Below are 16,925 nucleotides of genomic sequence, written 5' to 3'. Positions count from 1 at the left end.
CGCCCGAGAGCAAAGACGCAGTACGTGCTGCGAACGGAGACCGAGCGAATAGGATTGGCATGTCCCCAGCGCCTCATTCTTTGGAGTGTGAATGCACGACGTAAACCCCTTGCAGCACAGCACCGCTGACGTTGCGGCGACCGCTTCGATAGCTGCAACCGCACGCATCTGGCACTACGCTCAGGTCCGCGAGAACGCCGTCATCGGCGAGAACTGTGTCATCGGTCGCGGCGCCTACGTCGGCACCGGGGTCGACGTCGGCGACAACTGCAAAATTCAGAACTACGCACTGGTCTACGAACCCGCCACGTTGGGCCGCGGAGTCTTCATCGGGCCCGCCGTCGTTCTCACCAATGACCACTTTCCTCGCGCCATCAATGCTGATGGCTCGGTCAAGTCTGCTGACGACTGGATGCCCGTGGGCGTCGACATCCGCGAGGGTGCGTCGATCGGCGCCAACAGCACCTGCATCGCACCACTCGTGATTGGCCGCTGGGCTCTTGTCGGCGCCGGCTCTGTTGTCGTAAAAGATGTCCCAGACTTCGCGCTTGTTGTCGGCAGCCCCGCTCGTCGTATCGGCTGGGTAGGCACCGCCGGGCATCCGCTCACTCAAACATCGCCAGGCCACTGGGAATGCCCGGTCACTGGCGCCCGCTATCAAGAAACCGCTACCGACCTTTTGATTGAGGTGCAAGATTCGTGATTCCCGCAGCTAGGCCCCAAATCGGCCAAGACGAACGTGACGCAGTCGATCGCGTGATGCGTTCAGGCATGCTCGCTCAGGGCCCCGAGGTCGCCGCATTCGAAGCAGAGTTCTCTCAGATCGTCGGCGGAGCACAGAGCGTCGCCGTCAACTCGGGCACCTCGGCCCTGCACATGGCGTTCGTTGCCGCCGGAGTGGGCGCTGGCGACGAAGTGATCGTTCCCTCGTTTAGCTTTGCTGCCACCGCCAACGCGGTCGCCCTCGCGGGTGCAACTCCCGTGTTCGTCGACATCGAGCGCGACTACTTCTCGATTGACCCTGCAGCGGTCGAAGCGGCAATCACGCCGCGCACCAAAGCGATCATGCCGGTGCACCTCTACGGCCACCCCGCACTCATGGTCGAACTCAGCGCCATCGCCGCCAAGCATGACCTTCTGGTATTCGAAGATGCCGCTCAGGCTCATGCGGCATCGATAGCGGGCGTACCCGTCGGCAACTGGGGAATCGCAGGCTCGTTCTCCTTCTACCCGACCAAAAACATGACCTCGGGCGAAGGCGGGATGATCACGACGTCCTCCGATGAGCTCGCACGCGTTGCTCGCCTGCTGCGCAACCAAGGAATGGAACGCCGCTACGAGAACGAGGTCGTGGGCTTCAATACCCGCATGACCGACATCCATGCCGCTATCGGTCGCGTGCAGCTCGGCAAGCTCGCCGGCTGGACCGCACAGCGTCAAGCCAATGCGGCCTTCTTCGACGAGCACCTCAGCGGAGTTGTGACTCCCCCGGTTGCCCCCGATGCCGTACACGTTTATCACCAGTACACGATTCGAGTAGTCGATCAGGATCGCGACGCTTTCGCTGCGGCTCTTGCCGAACGCGGCGTAGGCACCGGGGTGTACTACCCCACCCCCATTCACCGCCTGCCCTCGTTTGAACTCGACCTCGATTTGCCGGTGACGGCTGAGGTTGCCACTCAGGCACTGTCACTCCCGGTCCACCCTTCTCTTACCGACGCGGAGCGCGAGACCATCGTGAATGCCGTCAATGACGTAGCAAAGGCAGGCAGCTAATGACGCTTCGCGCAGGTGTACTCGGACTCGGCGTCATGGGGCGCCACCACAGCCGTGTTCTCAATGAGCTTGAGGGCGTCGAATTCAAGGGCGTCTATGACCCCTCGGATGCCGTGCCGTCGCACATCGAAGGCAAGCCCGTGGTTCGCGATCTCGACACTTTTCTCGACATGGGCTTCGACTACTGCGTCGTTGCCGCCCCCACCATCTACCACCTCGAGATCGGCACGATGCTCGCCAGTCGCGGCATCCACGCGTTGATCGAAAAGCCCGTCGCCTCGACCTCTGAAGCCGCTAATGAGCTGCGGGATCTCTTTACCGCGGCCGGGCTGGTCGGCGGCGTCGGCCACATTGAGCGGTACAACCCTGCCCTTCAATCGGCACGCCAACGCATCCAGGATGGCCTGCTCGGTGACATCTATCAGGTCACCACGCGTCGCCAAGGTCCGTTCCCCGGGCGCATCGCCGACGTCGGTGTCATCAAGGATCTCGCGACCCACGACATCGACCTGACCGCCTGGGTCACGCAGCAGGAGTACGTCTCGATCAATGCCCGCACCACGTTCCGCAGCGGACGCGAGCACGAAGACATGGTCCTAGCAATCGGCACACTCAGCAAGGGCACCATCGTCAGCCACACGGTGAACTGGCTCACTCCTTTCAAGGAGCGCACCACAATCATCACCGGCGAGCACGGTTCTCTCGTCGCCGATACCCTGACCGCCGATCTGACCTACTTCGAGAATGGCGTTCGCCATCACCAATGGGATGACATTTCTCAGTTCCGTGGTGTCAGCGAAGGAGACGTCACTCGTTTCGCACTCGACAAGAAAGAGCCGCTTCGTGCTGAACACGAAGCGTTCCGCGATGCGGTGCTGTCGGGCGACACGAGCGCAATTGTGACGCTGGCCCAGGGCGCCGCGGTCGTCGCGACAGCGGAGAAGTTCGTTGCTGACGGTCTCGAGCACCGTCTCACAACGCCGTAGCGGCTGTTCCTAAGCCTCTGACGAGTCCTGCTCGTTGTCGGCGCGCGCCAACGCGACCTGTCGCGCCATCGCGGTGAGGTCGTTTTCGAGACGGCGAAAACGGCGATACGTCGTCGCTGCGACGCCCAAGAACGCCAGCACGGTGATGTAGAGCAGCAAGTCAGTGCCTCGACCGACGCCGAGCAGACGCGCGGCGAAGGTCCACACTTGCGGGACGAAGATCGATGATCCTGCCGCCACTATGAAGAGCAGCATGAAGATGCGTTGAATCGCTTGATTGCGCGCTCCGCCGCCCCGCAACATCACGATCGCGACGACGATAACGGCGATGATCGCCAGGATCTGGAAAATGATGGTCACGATGCCCTACTTGAAGATAATTTCGACGAGGATGTTGATGGCGTTGAGCACCGACTGCCCCTTGCTTTTGGAGTATTCGGTGTAAACGATGTGCGTGGGATGCTCAGCCCAGGTCGCCTTGTGCAGGCTGATCTGGTCAACAAGCTCCGACGCATGGGCCATGCGGTTTTGCCGCAGTTGCAGCTTGAACAGCATGTCGCGAGAGATGACTCTCAGGCCGTTGTGTGCGTCGGTGAGCGCCATCCCCGTTGTCAGGCGGGTGTAGCCCGTGGCTAAGCGAAGAACGAATCTTTTGAGGCCACTCATGGCGGTGCGATCGTCGAGAAACCGAGACCCGATGACAATGTCGAGTTTCTCGTCGCGCAAGCGCTGAACCATGTCGAGCGCATCCTGAACCTGATGCTGGCCATCGGCGTCGAAGGTAACGACTTCTGTCATCTCGGGAATCGCGCGAACGTACTCAAAACCCGTTTGCAGGCTTGCCCCCTGACCAAGATTGATCGGATGCTGCACCACTATGGCGCCAGCCGATCGAGCTTGTGCTGCGGAGTCGTCAGTGGAGCAGTCGTCAACACAGACCACATGAGGAAGGGATTTGCGGAGTTCCTCGATCACGGACGCAATGACGCTTGCTTCGTTATACATCGGAACAACAACCCACGTTTGCGCCATGAAGCTAGTTTCGCACAGTCTGTGTCGCGCCAACTCGACGCGCGGCCGCATAACCACCGGTAGGATTGGGGCACTATGGCGCACAGTACTCAGCGGGCTCTTGTGATCGTAATGTCGCCTATCACGCGAGACCCTAGGGTTCTCCGCCAGGTGGACTGGTTGCGAGGTGAACACTGGGAAGTCGACACCGTTGGCCCCGCCGGCCATCACGTGCCCGGCGTTGACACGCACTACGGCCTGTCAGACCCACCGCGATGGACGCGAACCACAATTGGCTCGATGTTCATCTACACGTTGCTTCCTCACGCGCTCAAGTTTTCGGTGCTGCTGGAGCGACTCATTCCGCGGGAAGTTTCCGAGCGGATTGCGGCCGGTGAGTACGATCTCATTCTCTTCAATGATCACCACTTTTTGCCGTGGGTGCGCAACCGAAAAGTCTTCACTCCGGCGGTAGTCGAGCGAGGAATCCATCTCGACATTCACGAATATGTACGCCCTCGCGTTCCTCGGGACAGCCTGTGGCGCGTGTTCGCCGCACCGTATTACGACTGGATTCGCACCCACATTGGCGACCGGCGCTTCAGCACCCGCTCGACGGTTGCTTCGGGGATCTCCGATTTGTACGTTGACGAATTCGGCATCGAGCCACTCACCATCGTCCGCAACGCACCGCCCTACGTCGAACTCACCGCAAGCCCGGTAAATCCGCAGCGCATTGAACTGCTCTATCACGGTGCAGCGAGCCAGGTTCGAGGCATCCCCGAGCTGCTCGAGGCAATGAAAGTGCTGCCCGAGCGCTTTCACCTCACGCTGATTCTGGTCGGCGAGCAAGCGAACATCGACTCTTACGTTCGTACTGTCGAGCAGCATCAATTGCGAGTGCAGTTCGTCGATCCCGCCCCCGTCGCCGAGATTGCTCAGCACATCAACCCCTATGACATCGAAGTGATGTTTTATCGGCCGCTGAATCGCAATCTCGAATTTGCGCTACCGAACAAGCTCTTCGAAGCGTTTCAAGCCCGACTGGCCATTCTTATCGGTCCGAGCGCCATGATGACGGGTGTCATTGCCGAGTACGGCAACGGCGCCGTCGCCGCCGGGTGGGAGGTCGCTGACCTCGTCGCGGCGATCGAACAGCTCGATGCTGAGTCGCTCGCGCAGATGAAGCAGAACTCCGATCGTGCCGCTCGCGAAATTTCTGCAGAAACAGAGCGCGAAGCCTTCTTCCGCTCCTTCGGCGGCACTACGTCGTAGTGACGCTTGAAAGCGCTCAGACGCAGCGCTGGAGTACGTGGCGTTTATCGACGCGTATCGAGTGTCTTGTCGTACACAGCGCGATACGCCTCGGCGCGAGCATCCTCAGCGAACAGCGATTCGGCGGCGGCGCGAATCTGCGCCGCTGACCATCGCTCTGGGTCATCCCGCAGCTCAAGCACTGCGTCGGCGATTGCTCGCCCGTCGCGAGGCACGAGTCGCGATGCCCGAGCGGGCAGAAACTGCAAATGCCCACCCGTGCCGCTGGTGATGACCGGAAGCCCCTGACTGAGTGCTTCAGCGATAGCCACCCCGAAGGTCTCCCCGGCAGTGGGCAACACAAAGATATGCCCATTCGCTAATACGTCACCCAGCGCGCTCGGCGCGACGTGACCGAGGAGCGTCACCCTGTCGGCGATCCGTAGCTCGACTGCACGTGCACGGATGTCAGCTTCACGACTCCCCGAACCGGCCCACTGCAGCGTGGTTGGTATTCCTCGGCGCGTGAGCTCGGCCACGGCGTCAAGAGCTTCGAGCGGTCCCTTGTGGGCAACCAGGCCGCCGACGCCCACGAGCCGAATCGGTTCTGCCCCGTGCAGAGGAATCGCGCTCGGAAGACGGCCGCCGTTGGAGAGCAATACCCGATTACCAATAACGGTCGTCGGCCGCTCGCGGTGGCGATCCATCTCGTCGGCAAGACCTCGACCCACGGCTACGACTTCGTCGGGGAGTGCGAGATCTTTGCGCAAATATCTCATCGCGAGACCCGCGTGCCAGCTTGGCGGAGCCGTGACGAGCCCCGACCAGTGTTCCGTGTGCACCCAGGGCACGTCGAGGTGGGCTCGCGCCGCGGGAAAAAGTGCCGGGAATGCCATGGTGTGCACGAGATCGGCAGACTTCGCAGCATCGCGAAGCTGGCGCACCGCGCCGCGATAGCTGTCGGGGCGTGAAAAGTGAAAGTGGGCGCGTTCGACCGGAAAGCCGACAGAGTCACCCGGCACTGGGCCCGTCAACGCTGCGCCAGGGGAAACGAGATGAAGTACAGAGACGTCGTGTTCGCGGCCCAGAAGTTCGACATCCCGCAAGTTGAACACTCCCGCGCCCGGCGACGCCTCGCTGGGATACCAGGGGGTCACAACCAGCACGCGCATGCAGCCAATCGTACTGTGCGATTTCGACGCACAGCTCGTACCTGCCAGGGCGCTGGGCGTGGGCGAGATCGGGCCGCGGACCGTAGAATGATTCGCGTGAAGATCATGAGCGTAGTGGGCGCACGCCCGCAATTCGTCAAACTTGCCCCCATCGCTCACGCGATCACCGCAGCCGGCCACGAGCACGTCATCGTGCACACGGGCCAGCACTACGATCCGATGCTCTCCGACGTGTTCTTTCGCGATCTGAAAATCCCCACTCCGGATGCGCATCTTGGAGTCGGCTCGGGATCGCACGGAGTACAAACCGGTGCGATTCTCGCGCAAATGGACGAGGTCCTTGAACGCTTCCAGCCCGATTGCGTGCTCGTCTACGGAGACACCAACTCGACGCTGGCTGCCGCCGTGAGTGCGGTGAAACTCCATTTTCCCGTGGCTCACCTCGAAGCCGGTCTGCGCTCGTTCAACCGGTCAATGCCCGAAGAACACAACCGTGTGCTCACCGACCATGCCGCAGATCTCTGCCTCGCCCCGACCGAGGTTGCGATGAAGCACCTCGCGACCGAGGGTCTCACGAGCACCGCTGTGCTCGTCGGAGATGTCATGACCGATGTGCTTTTTCAAGTGCGCGACAGCGTGCTTGCCGGCGGTACGCAAAACCCGCTTGCCGATATTGATGCGCCGAACGGCTACTACGTCGCGACGATCCATCGCGCTGAGAATACGAACGATCCTGAGCGTCTTCGCGAGGTAGTGGCAGCACTCGGCGCGGCAGACAAGCCCGTCGTGCTGCTCGCGCACCCGCGCGTTCGCGCGAAGGCCGAGGAGCACGGCATTTCGCTGGATGAAGGGGCGCTTATCTCTCGCGACCCGCTTTCTTACCCCGAACTTATCGCCGCGGTGCTCGACAGCGCCGGAGTTGTAACCGACTCAGGCGGGCTTCAAAAAGAAGCGTTCCTGCTGCGGATCCCGTGCACCACGGTGCGTCACGAAACCGAATGGGTCGAGACGATCGAGCTCGGCTGGAACGTGCTCGCCAATTCCACTGATGAGATCACCGCGGCACTCACGCGGCCTGCTCCCGACGCTACGGAAGCTGCCCCCTATGGCGACGGCGACGCCGCGACGCGCGCAGTCCAAGCCATCGTCGACGGAATCGCACCGCGGGCGTCTTAGTTCGGTGCGCTGGATGTCGCCGAGCAGCAACTACCTCTCGGTGAGGTCCGTTGCTACTTGACGCGCCCGCGCTTCCCACGTGTGCTGCTGTCGCACTTCACGCGCGCGCTGCTGAGCTGCCGCCAGCTCTTCGGGGTGCGCCTGAAGACGCGACAACAGCTCTGCTAGAGGCTCGGCTCCATAGGGGATTGCCCATCCGATACCGTTTTCTTCGACGAAGTCGCCGGCGAGGCTGCCCTGAGTCGCAATGATCGGTTTGCCGTGGCCGAGGTACTCGTAGAGCTTCATGGGCGCGGCGAACTCGCGGTACTCCAGCGGTTCCATCAGGAGAACGCCAATGTGAGCATCCGCATAGAGTTCTTCGAGCTCTGAACCCGATTTGTGTACGACTGTCGTCGAATCATTGAGAACGTCAGCGTAAAGCGGCGCGGATTCGGCCCATTCCCCCTCTCGGGTGCAAATGGTGAGCCGAGCGCCGGAGCTCATGCCGACGCCGCGAACGGTTTCTTGCATTCGGTAGTAGCCACCGGTTCCGCCCACGTAGAAGAGGGAGATACCGGTGCTCGGCGACGGAGAGTCGAAGCGTTCGGCGCCCGGAGGGAGAGCCAGTGCCTGGGGTTGATTCTCAGTCGGCAGATACGCGGCCATGCGCATCGAAGGGAGGTAAATCTTGTCGACACCCTGGCGGTAGCCACGCAGATCAGCGCGATAGCGCCATCGCAGTATCGCCGTATACGGCTGCCCCACGCGTTCGGCGTACTCGTCGAACTGCCAGTAAATATCGCGATAGAACAAGCCAACGGGAACACCGGCTTTTCTGCAGAACCGCAAGAACGCGACGTCTCGCGTGAGGCTCGTCGCCGGGGTGATCTTTTCGCCGAGGCCCGTCGGAGTCGTCGAGGCCTCCGAGTAGACGAACTCAACCTTCAGCCCCGAAGAGATTCGCTTGCTAAGTGCGCGCATCTGCTCACGCCGCTCGGGATGACGCCCCGAGACCTCGAGAACCTCATAACCATTCGCTTCGAAGGCCCGTCGCATTCTGACGGGGCGAATACCACTCGCACTGGTCGCCGCAGGATTCAGCGGGAACGGCACGTGATAGATCATCACTGGTCGCTGGCTCATCGCAGCGGCTCACCATCGTGCAACCCCGCGAGCTGGGCTTGATGCGCGAAGTCGGGCACGGCGGCCGCAAGTTCGTCAAAGCTCCCCTGGCCTAACACCCGGCCGCGGTCGAGGTAACACAGGCTGTCGTAGTTGCGCACCGTCGATAAGCGGTGCGCGATCGTCACGAACGTGACGCTGCCCGATAGCTCGTTCATCGCCTTCGTAATGAGGCTTTCGGTGCGATTGTCCAGGGCGCTCGTCGCTTCGTCGAAGACCAACACCAGCGGGTCGGAGTACAGGGCTCGTGCGATGCCGAGGCGTTGCTGCTGGCCCCCTGAAATCGAAGCGCCGCGCTCTCCGATCGGTTCGAAGATCCCGCGTTCTTCGACAAGTTCGCTGAGCTGGGCACGTCTCAGCGCCTCGATGACTCGTTCCTCGTCAAAATCGCCGGTCCACGTGAGCGCGACGTTTTGCGCGATCGAACCGTTGAAGAGCGAGACCCGTTGCGGCACATAACCGACGCGGCTGCGCCACCGTTTCACTACTTCGTCGACGGGGGTTTCACCAACGGAGATTGATCCGGAGGTCGGAGTGCTCAGCCCGAGGATCAGGTCGATGAGGGTCGATTTGCCGGCTCCCGAAGGACCGACAACTCCCAGGCTCTTACCGAACGGAACGGTGACCGAAATTCCCTTGAGCACGTCTTCTTCGGATCCCGGGTAGCGGTACACCACATCCCGCAGCTCAAGCGCTGTCGCCGACTCGGGGAACGGCTTCTCGATCCGCTCCGACACTGCGATGTGAGTGTCGTTCTGGGCTCGAGTGAGCTCGCGGATGACATCTCGGGCGTAGACGATGTTCGCCGAGGCATTCGTGAAGCTGGCCTGCACATTGTTCAACGCGGGAATCATGCGGAACCCGGTAGCAGCGAAGAGGGATACCGACACTGTGGCCGCACCGATCCCTCCAATAAGGTACCCGGCGCCACCGATCAGCAAGAAGCCACCAATGAGAGCGGCCTCAAGCGAGTAACGGGGAACTATGCCCAGGAACGACATATTTGCTCGAGCCTTGGTCGCCACCCTGCGGTAACTCGACACGACCTCTCCCGCCTCATCGAGCTTGTTGCGTAGCGTCACCTCTTTGATCGCGTCAACCATCTCCGTCATCACGCTGGCGGCCTTATACGCGTACTGACGGTTCACGCGACCGGCCTGCCGCGCCTTGGTCGTCACCACGAGAATCATTACGAGCGCGACAAGGCCGAGATAGAGCAGCGCGATCAGAGCGGTCAGTGGCTGTACGACGACCAGAACCACCAGCATCGAAACGAAGGTGAAGGCGTTATTGGGCAGTTGAGACAGAGGCAGGATGAAACCAAGGTTTGTGTTGGCCATCGAGCTGTCGACGATGCGCGTGATTTCGGCGGTCGACAACGTCGACCGTGCTTCCCAACTTGACTGCGTGTAGGACTTGAAGAGTCGGTTGCCGACTTCAAGTTCGTACGTTGCGAATCGGCGAGTAGCGCGCCAATGGAGGAGCAAAGCGAGACCGCTCTTAGTAATGAAGAGCGCACACACCGTAACGATGAGCCAGAGAACCTGTTCGTCGCCGATCGTTCCGATAACGGGCAATTGTGCCGGGGTGCCCGTTGCCAGCGGAGTGATGATCGCGGTGATCAATCCGAGCGCGAGAACGTCGAGTATCGACAGCAAACTCGTGATGACCGAGTAACGAATATAAAAACGCTTCGCCCCACCCGGCAGCACGGTAAAGAGCCGGCCTAGCGTTGTCCAGATGTCTTTCACGAGTTACTCCCTAGCCGCGCTTCACGAAGTTCGCCGCTCTGTTCTTGAGAGTGCCAGCGTTGCACAGGTTCTGCCTTCTGTTGAGCATTCACGATCCATGCTCCCCTCGTCGATTCGTGTCTGTCAGCGCCTGCACTGCACGCTCCGCCACAGCGGCGAGGCTCACATTCTGCGCAGCCCAGGCGGCAGTGAGCTGACGAGCTTCGACCCTCGGCTCCACCCCAAAAGCGTCTCGCAGTGCGGATTCGATGGGCTCTACCGCATAGTCGCATCCGACACCGAGTGCTGCTTCACCCGCTCGCCGGGTGATGAATTGCCGCACGGGCCCAGGACCGGCGAAAATGACGGGAGTTCCGGTAGCCCACGAAGCGAAAACCTTGGTGGGAAAGGCAAAGCTATAGCCGGCATCCGGTCTGATTGACGCGAGGCTCACGACGGCACCGCGGAGCCAGGCTGCCGCTTCGGCCGGCGGTACCGTGGCAACAAAGGTGACAACGCCATCCGGTAGCAGTGCGGCACGAGCACGCAAGGTATCCCAGTCACTGCCTTGGCCGAGGAAGACCAGCTTGGCCTCGGGATGGTCAGGCAGTACGCGTGCGAGCGCATCGATGAACACCGCAGCCCCCTGCCACTCCGACGCTGTGCCCGGATAAATGGCGTACTTTCCGCCGTCGTGCACGGGCCCGTCCGCCGAGAAGATTGACGTGTTAATGCCGTTGCCCACGGTATGGATGACGGCGCGAGGAGCAATTTCACGAATACGCGCGCTCACTCCCTCGTTGACAGAGAGCACCCCGCACGCCCCGTGCATGGCCGAACGTTCCATGGCACGCACGACCCTCACGACGAGGCCAGGGGCACCGGTCGACTCACTCGCGTCTGACCAGATATCAGCGGCGTAATACGCGTACGGAGTGCGCCGCAGAGCAGCAGCGATTCGCACGAAGAACCCGGTCGTCGGCGGTGGTTCGACGACGATAAGGTCTCGCTTGGCACCGAACAAGATTCGGAAGAAGAGCGGGATATCGAAACTCATGTACTGCAGATAACCACGCACGTATCCCGTCGCATCGCGAAGCACGCGGTTGCGCTTGACGCGGTACGGCCGAGAATGATCATTCTCGGTGCCGCGCAGTGCGGGCGGCGGCACGACGGTGAGCACCGTCACCTCGTGTTCGGCATCCGCAAACGCCTCGGCAAGTACGGCGAGGCGAAACGACGCCGCGCTGGGCTCCGGCTCAAAAATTCGGCTCGCAATCGCTATGCGCATAACGCCCTTACGCACTCTCGACGACAGAGGTTTCCTGCTGCTGCACGAGCATCATGGGAGACCTTTCATAGAGGGTGCGCGCCGAATTGCGCTCCCCCGAGAATACCGTCTCATCGCTGCTGAACTGCCGTGCCGACGGGCACAGGGTAAGACACTGCGTGAACGCTGAGTGAACGCGAATATGGACGGCGGGATAACCACCAGCATCTAGCACCATTGCGCTTTAGACTTGACCGCGCGTAAGCGTTGCGTCACACAACTCTAAGGACTCGGTTTCGTGAAAATTGCGGTAGTTGCCCTCGGTAAAATTGGCCTCCCTTTGGCCGTTCAATTCGCCTCGAAGGGCCACGAAGTTGTTGGCGTCGACATCAATGCCAGCTTCGTTGATCTCATCAATAAGGGCATCGAGCCGTTTCCGGGGGAAGCTCACCTGCAGGAACACCTGAGTGAACTTGTGCCGGCCGGCAAGCTGCGCGCAACCACCGACTACGCCGACGCTATTCCCGGCGCCGATGCCGTGGTACTCGTTGTGCCCCTCTTCGTTGATAACGATGCCAACCCCGACTTCGGGTGGATGGATGTCGCGACCCGCTCGCTCGGCGAACATCTCACCCCCGGCACTCTGGTGTCTTACGAGACCACCCTGCCGGTGGGCACCACCCGCACACGCTGGAAGCCGCTGCTTGAAGAGGTCTCTGGCCTGACCGAGGGCAAAGACTTCCATTTGGTGTTCTCGCCCGAACGGGTGCTGACGGGTCGAGTTTTTGAGGACCTTCGCAAGTATCCGAAGCTCATCGGTGGGCTCTCCGCCGAAGGCGCCGCTCGCGCCACCGACTTCTACAACGCTGTTCTCGACTTTGATGACCGCCCCGACCTCGTGCGCCCCAACGGCGTCTGGGACCTCGGGTCGGCCGAAGCCTCCGAGCTCGCCAAACTGGCCGAGACCACCTACCGCGACGTCAACATCGGCCTCGCTAACCAGTTCGCTCGCTTTGCAGACAAAACCGGCATCGACATTTACCAGGTAATCGAGGCGACGAACTCGCAGCCGTTCAGCCATATCCACCAGCCGGGTATCGCGGTGGGTGGGCACTGCATTCCCGTCTACCCGCGCCTGTACCTGTGGAACGACCCCGACGCTACCGTCGTCCGTGCCGCTCGCGAGGCGAACGCAGGCATGCCCGAATATGCGGTCGGGATGCTCGAGGGCGCCCATGGAGACCTCACTGGCCAGAGCGTCGCGGTACTGGGTGCCGCCTACCGCGGCGGTGTGAAAGAGACGGCGTTCTCGGGCGTATTCCCGACTGTCGCCGCTCTCGAAGCCCGTGGAGCCGTCGTAAGCGTGCAAGACCCGCTCTACACCGACGACGAACTTGGTGCACTCGGCTTTGCGCCGTTCCACTGGGGCGAGTCTGTCGATGCCGTCGTAGTGCAGGCCGACCACGCCGAGTACCGCACTCTCACCGAGGAACAGCTGCCCGGCATCCGCACCTTTATCGATGGTCGCCGCGTGAGTTCTGCCGCTCAGTGGCCGAATGCCACGTACCGGGTCATCGGTACGGCCTAAGACGACACCAGCGCCGCCGGCTTTCGCGGGCGGCGCTGTGTGCATGCTGCAACGAACAGCAGCGTGGTGCCGCGCTCAGCAGAAAATCTAGCGAGTGGATGCCTTGAGCACGTCGACCGCTTCATCAACAGGGCCGTCGAAAATCTTCTTGCCCTTCTTCACGACGATGCCGCGGTCACAGAGCTCGCGAACCGTCTTGGTGTCGTGGCTAACGACGACCATTGTCTTACCTTCGTCGACGAGCTCGCGAATCTTCTTGCGGCACTTTTCGCGGAACGGAGCGTCACCGACGCCCAGAATCTCGTCGACAAGCAATACGTCGAGCTGCACGTGAATCGCAACCGAGAACGCAAGCCGCAAGAACATTCCTGAGGAGTAGTGCTTCACTTCGCTGTCGATGAACTCTTCGATCTCAGAGAACGCAACGATGTTGTCGAACTGAGCGTCGATCTCTTTCTTGCTCATACCGAGAATGGCAGCGTTGAGGTACACGTTTTCTCGACCCGAAAGATCGGGATGGAATCCCGCACCAACTTCGATAAGACCGGCGACTCGACCCAGCGTGCGCACACGGCCAGCGTCAGGCTCCAGCACTCCAGAAATGAGTTTAAGAAGCGTGGACTTTCCCGAGCCGTTGTAGCCGAGGATGGCGACCGACTCGCCAGGCTGCACGGTGAAGCTGATGTCTTTGAGCGCATCGAACGACGATGAGATCTTCTTCTTTTGCGTCCACGCGATGAACGCTTCTTTGAACGAGTGCGTGTGACGAAGCAGGAAGGTCTTCTTGACGCCGTCAACGATGATGCTGGGGCGATTATCGGTCGTGGTGAGTGGCTGTGTCATTAGAGATCCTGCGCAAACCGTCGTTCGAACTTGCGGAACACCATCTGACCGATCACGGTTACGATCACTGCCAGAAGCAGAGCGAGGAGTGAGTTGCGCAAAAGGTCAGGCGGCGTCGGGAGCGCTCCACCGGTGGAGGAGAACCAGAATCCGTAGTGGAAAAGTTCTACCGCAGACGTCAGCGGGTTGAGCATATAGATTTCGTAAAGCCAGCCCGGCAGTACAGCCGCGATGCTGTCGTAACCGTAAAGAACGGGCGACGCCCAGGTAGCAAAGATTCGGATGATCTCGACGAGGTTTTGAGCGTCACGGTACGACACGTTGACCGCGCCAAAAATGAGGCCAAGACCGGTGGAGAACGTGATGACGATCAGAGCGCCCAGGAGCACTGCCGCGATCTCTAGGATGCCGGGTTGCCAACCTGTGAGAATGGTCGCGATCAAAAGAACGACGACCTGCGGCAAGAAGTGGATGAACGCGACGATCACGGCCGCGACGGGAAAGAGCTCCCGCGGCAAATAGATCTTCTTGACGAGCGCTTTATTGTCGACCACTGACGTCGTGGCGTTAGTGAACGCCTCGTTGAAGAGGTTGATAACGATGATCCCGGCGAGCAAATACACCGCGAAGTTATCGATGCCACGAGAGCGACCAAGCACAATGCCCATGACAAAGAAATAGATCATGTACTGGCTCAGCGGCTTAACGTACGACCAGCCCCAGCCGAATGCCGAGTTGCGGTACCGCGTCGAAACGCCCTTACGCACCAACAGGCGCAGCAGGTAGCTGCGCCTGAACACGTCGAGGAGCCCTCTGCCACGACCTGGAGTGGTGTACCCCGTCAGGTCGATATCTCCGGTAGCGGACAAGCTGTTGCTCTCTTTCGCGGGTTTCCCTGGCACACGAGCGGGGGCTCGCGCCATTACAACGTCACAATCCTAGTGCGGCTTACGCTGCGGCACTCAACGCTTCACTGTTTCCGTCCACGCCTCTACTGATGTGAGGGCTGCAGCGTGATCGCGGTACTGCTTTTGCAGCGTCTTCCACTCCCGCCCCAGTTGCCGATTGAGCGAGATGCTCTCTTTGAACAAACGGCGGAAGGTGGAGCGGTCGCGCCGGTACCACGAGGCTGCTTTGCCATCGGCGGTATCGATCAGCACGCTGTCGAGCAGCGGAACCCTCCACCAGGTTGCCTCACGCTTGGCGAGTTCAGCCTGCGGTTGGCGCCGAAGGTCGGCGGGAACGTCGGTAAACCAGTGGCGCAGTAGCGCTCGCGCAGTGAAGAGCCCTAATGCAGCAGCACCCAAGGGCGGCGGCGCATCTTCGCCATACGTCTGTCGACCGTCGCGGCTAGAAGGAATCGTTGCAGCGGGGTAATGCTGCATCTCGGCGAAATCGCTCGCCTGTGCTCGAAGCTGCTGCAACGTTGTCGGCATGAGCTCGTGCAGCGCTTCCGGCCCGTTGAGCACGTCGCGGAACGCTTGATTTCTCAGAGTTGCGGGGTAGTACTGGAAGGAGATCAGGTGCTTGATGTCGATCTTTCTGAACTCGCCCAGCAACCGCGAAGGCGATTGCGCCGTGGAGTGCAGCAACGCAACGACGAGTCGGTTTCGCGCATGAAAATAGGATTGCCAATCGACGGTGTCATCTTTGTCGCCCCAGGAAATGTGCCAGAGCGCCGCACCGGGTAGTGACACGGTGGGAAAACCGGCTTCTTGCGCCCGCAATCCATACTCCGCGTCATCCCACTTGATGAACACCGGCAGTGACAGCCCAATCTCGCGAACAACCGAGGTGGGGATGAGGCACATCCACCATCCGTTGTAGTCGCCATCCTGTCTGCTGTGCAGCCAGGGAGTTGCTCGCAGCGACTGGGCAGCGAAGTCGTGGCGTTCGTGGGCGCGATCAGCCGGCCCCCACATAAAGGTGTCCCGGTCGACGACTTCGGCGAAGGCGTGCAGCACCGACCGTTTGCCGAGATCGAGCATGTGGCCGCCCACGATAGTGGGGCTCACGCAGAATCGAGCGAACCACGCTGCGCGGAAGATGCTCTCAGGCTCGAGTTCGACGTCGTCATCGAGCAACATCACGAAAGAGGAATCGGGACTGTCGAGGGTTTCCATCATGCCGCGCGAGAATCCGCCCGATCCGCCCAAGTTCGGTTGGCGGATGATCTGCAGCTGGTCGGCCAAGGCCGCCGCCACTTCGGTGTATCCCTCTTGCTTCGCGACGTTCTTATTGCCCTGATCGATGACAAAGATCTTGTCGATTTCCGGAAGAATCTCCGGGCTACCCGCGAGCACTTCGAGAGTCGCGACGCAGTAGTCGGGCTTGTTGAATGTCGTGATGCCGAGCGACACCTTGCCCGTCGTGACAGGCGCTTCATCGACCGTCCAGTTCAGGCTCAGCAGCTGCAGTTCGCTGTCTGCTGCGAGGTCGATCCAATACCAGCCGCCCTCGACGAACGACGCCAGCGGCAGCCGAAAGTCAAGAGTCTCGCTGCCATCGACCGCGCTCTGATCGACCGTGTGGATTGCCCCGGTGTGATCCGAACGCATGACGGAGACGGTGCCCCGTCCGCTTAGGGCCAGTCTGGCAGTGACATGCTGCACGGTTGTCCAGCGCTGCCAGTAGCTGGCAGGGAACGCATTGAAGTAGGTAGCGAGCGAGACGGCACTGCCGGCGCTGACCGTTACAGAGTGCCGACCGGTGATCGACACCGTGTCGCGATCTGCGGCATCCACATAGAGCGCGACTAATTCGTCAACGTGCTTCTCGGGAAAGACCGCATGTTGAATTGTTGTAGGCAGAGAACTCGAAGTCATTGTGCTTCTAGTGTGCCCTGCCCCGCCCTCATCAGCCCCATTTTCACGTCAGAAGAACACGAACTTTACGTGAACTCTCGGCGCTGCACACGGTGCGATAGGGTCGTTCCTAATGTTCGGGGGAACACTT

15 protein-coding genes are annotated in these 16,925 nt (G+C 60.9%); 6 read left to right on the top strand and 9 right to left on the bottom strand.

What is annotated here, in order from left to right:
* Positions 1–91: 91 nt before the first annotated feature.
* Genes I6E58_RS05335 through I6E58_RS05325 form a run of 3 tightly spaced genes read left to right on the top strand, consistent with a single transcriptional unit; the run spans position 92 to position 2,762 of the window.
* Entirely contained in the window at positions 92–703 is a 612-nt protein-coding gene (locus I6E58_RS05335; RefSeq protein ID WP_129071941.1) for an acyltransferase, read from the top strand.
* Positions 700–1,776 (top strand): DegT/DnrJ/EryC1/StrS aminotransferase family protein, encoded by a 1,077-nt coding sequence (locus I6E58_RS05330; RefSeq protein ID WP_197131166.1) that lies wholly within the window; start codon positions 700–702, stop codon positions 1,774–1,776. The genes I6E58_RS05335 and I6E58_RS05330 overlap by 4 nt, the downstream gene beginning before the upstream one ends.
* Positions 1,776–2,762, top strand: a complete 987-nt coding sequence (locus I6E58_RS05325) for a Gfo/Idh/MocA family protein (RefSeq protein ID WP_129071943.1) — start codon at positions 1,776–1,778, stop codon at positions 2,760–2,762. The genes I6E58_RS05330 and I6E58_RS05325 overlap by 1 nt, the downstream gene beginning before the upstream one ends.
* 9 nt (positions 2,763–2,771) lie before the next feature.
* Here the strand turns inward: I6E58_RS05325 and I6E58_RS05320 are convergent, their stop codons facing one another.
* Entirely contained in the window at positions 2,772–3,122 is a 351-nt protein-coding gene (locus tag I6E58_RS05320) for a DUF2304 domain-containing protein (protein ID WP_197131163.1), read from the bottom strand.
* A gap of 6 nt (positions 3,123–3,128) precedes the next feature.
* On the bottom strand, positions 3,129–3,794 hold the full coding sequence (locus I6E58_RS05315) for a glycosyltransferase family 2 protein (RefSeq protein WP_197131160.1): 666 nt from the start codon (positions 3,792–3,794) through the stop codon (positions 3,129–3,131).
* A 150-nt stretch (positions 3,795–3,944) separates the two neighbouring features.
* Between I6E58_RS05315 and I6E58_RS05310 the strand changes: the two genes are divergently transcribed.
* Positions 3,945–5,048 carry a glycosyltransferase gene (locus I6E58_RS05310; RefSeq protein ID WP_197131157.1) on the top strand — a complete coding sequence of 368 codons (1,104 nt, stop codon included), beginning with the start codon at positions 3,945–3,947 and terminating at the stop codon, positions 5,046–5,048.
* A 44-nt stretch (positions 5,049–5,092) separates the two neighbouring features.
* Here the strand turns inward: I6E58_RS05310 and I6E58_RS05305 are convergent, their stop codons facing one another.
* A complete protein-coding gene (locus I6E58_RS05305; protein ID WP_197131154.1) occupies positions 5,093–6,199 on the bottom strand; it encodes a glycosyltransferase family 4 protein in 1,107 nt (368 codons plus the stop codon).
* A 96-nt stretch (positions 6,200–6,295) separates the two neighbouring features.
* On the opposite strand from I6E58_RS05305, the gene wecB reads away from it, so the two are divergent.
* Positions 6,296–7,375 (top strand): non-hydrolyzing UDP-N-acetylglucosamine 2-epimerase, encoded by a 1,080-nt coding sequence (wecB, locus tag I6E58_RS05300; protein ID WP_197131151.1) that lies wholly within the window; start codon positions 6,296–6,298, stop codon positions 7,373–7,375.
* Between the two features lie 30 nt (positions 7,376–7,405).
* On the opposite strand, the gene I6E58_RS05295 is transcribed toward wecB, so the two are convergent.
* From I6E58_RS05295 to I6E58_RS05285, 3 genes are all read right to left on the bottom strand, one after another.
* Complete coding sequence (locus I6E58_RS05295; protein ID WP_197131148.1) at positions 7,406–8,500, bottom strand: glycosyltransferase; 1,095 nt, start codon at positions 8,498–8,500, stop codon at positions 7,406–7,408.
* Positions 8,497–10,290, bottom strand: coding sequence for an ABC transporter ATP-binding protein (locus I6E58_RS05290; RefSeq protein ID WP_197131145.1), 1,794 nt, complete (start codon positions 10,288–10,290; stop codon positions 8,497–8,499). The genes I6E58_RS05295 and I6E58_RS05290 overlap by 4 nt, the downstream gene beginning before the upstream one ends.
* Positions 10,291–10,378: 88 nt before the next feature.
* On the bottom strand, positions 10,379–11,560 hold the full coding sequence (locus I6E58_RS05285) for a glycosyltransferase family 4 protein (RefSeq protein ID WP_197131142.1): 1,182 nt from the start codon (positions 11,558–11,560) through the stop codon (positions 10,379–10,381).
* A 277-nt stretch (positions 11,561–11,837) separates the two neighbouring features.
* Between I6E58_RS05285 and I6E58_RS05280 the strand changes: the two genes are divergently transcribed.
* Entirely contained in the window at positions 11,838–13,127 is a 1,290-nt protein-coding gene (locus I6E58_RS05280) for a nucleotide sugar dehydrogenase (protein ID WP_129071951.1), read from the top strand.
* Between the two features lie 87 nt (positions 13,128–13,214).
* Here I6E58_RS05280 and I6E58_RS05275 read toward each other — a convergent pair whose 3' ends face one another.
* From I6E58_RS05275 to I6E58_RS05265, 3 genes are read right to left on the bottom strand one after another with little or no spacing between them, the layout of a single operon-like run.
* Entirely contained in the window at positions 13,215–13,970 is a 756-nt protein-coding gene (locus I6E58_RS05275) for an ABC transporter ATP-binding protein (RefSeq protein WP_197131139.1), read from the bottom strand.
* On the bottom strand, positions 13,970–14,893 hold the full coding sequence (locus tag I6E58_RS05270; RefSeq protein ID WP_197131135.1) for an ABC transporter permease: 924 nt from the start codon (positions 14,891–14,893) through the stop codon (positions 13,970–13,972). Before I6E58_RS05270 ends, I6E58_RS05275 begins: the two co-directional genes overlap by 1 nt.
* A gap of 39 nt (positions 14,894–14,932) precedes the next feature.
* Entirely contained in the window at positions 14,933–16,795 is a 1,863-nt protein-coding gene (locus I6E58_RS05265; RefSeq protein WP_231595148.1) for a glycosyltransferase, read from the bottom strand.
* Between the last annotated feature and the right edge of the window lie 130 nt (positions 16,796–16,925).

The organism is Salinibacterium sp. SWN1162, from assembly GCF_015864675.1.
In the GTDB taxonomy this organism is placed as follows: Bacteria; Actinomycetota; Actinomycetes; order Actinomycetales; family Microbacteriaceae; genus Rhodoglobus.
Note: the sequence above shows the minus strand (reverse complement) of the source record. Positions and strands in the feature narration are given on the sequence as shown.

Bases quoted from the DNA above. Each gene is read 5' to 3' on its own strand.
- I6E58_RS05265 (WP_231595148.1), bottom strand. From the start codon at position 16,795: ATGACTTCGAGTTCTCTGCCTACAACAATTCAACATGCGGTCTTTCCC.
- I6E58_RS05335 (WP_129071941.1), top strand. From the start codon at position 92: ATGCACGACGTAAACCCCTTGCAGCACAGCACCGCTGACGTTGCGGCG.
- I6E58_RS05295 (WP_197131148.1), bottom strand. From the start codon at position 8,500: ATGAGCCAGCGACCAGTGATGATCTATCACGTGCCGTTCCCGCTGAAT.
- I6E58_RS05305 (WP_197131154.1), bottom strand. From the start codon at position 6,199: ATGCGCGTGCTGGTTGTGACCCCCTGGTATCCCAGCGAGGCGTCGCCG.
- I6E58_RS05275 (WP_197131139.1), bottom strand. From the start codon at position 13,970: ATGACACAGCCACTCACCACGACCGATAATCGCCCCAGCATCATCGTT.
- I6E58_RS05285 (WP_197131142.1), bottom strand. From the start codon at position 11,560: ATGCGCATAGCGATTGCGAGCCGAATTTTTGAGCCGGAGCCCAGCGCG.
- I6E58_RS05325 (WP_129071943.1), top strand. From the start codon at position 1,776: ATGACGCTTCGCGCAGGTGTACTCGGACTCGGCGTCATGGGGCGCCAC.
- I6E58_RS05315 (WP_197131160.1), bottom strand. From the start codon at position 3,794: ATGGCGCAAACGTGGGTTGTTGTTCCGATGTATAACGAAGCAAGCGTC.
- I6E58_RS05270 (WP_197131135.1), bottom strand. From the start codon at position 14,893: ATGGCGCGAGCCCCCGCTCGTGTGCCAGGGAAACCCGCGAAAGAGAGC.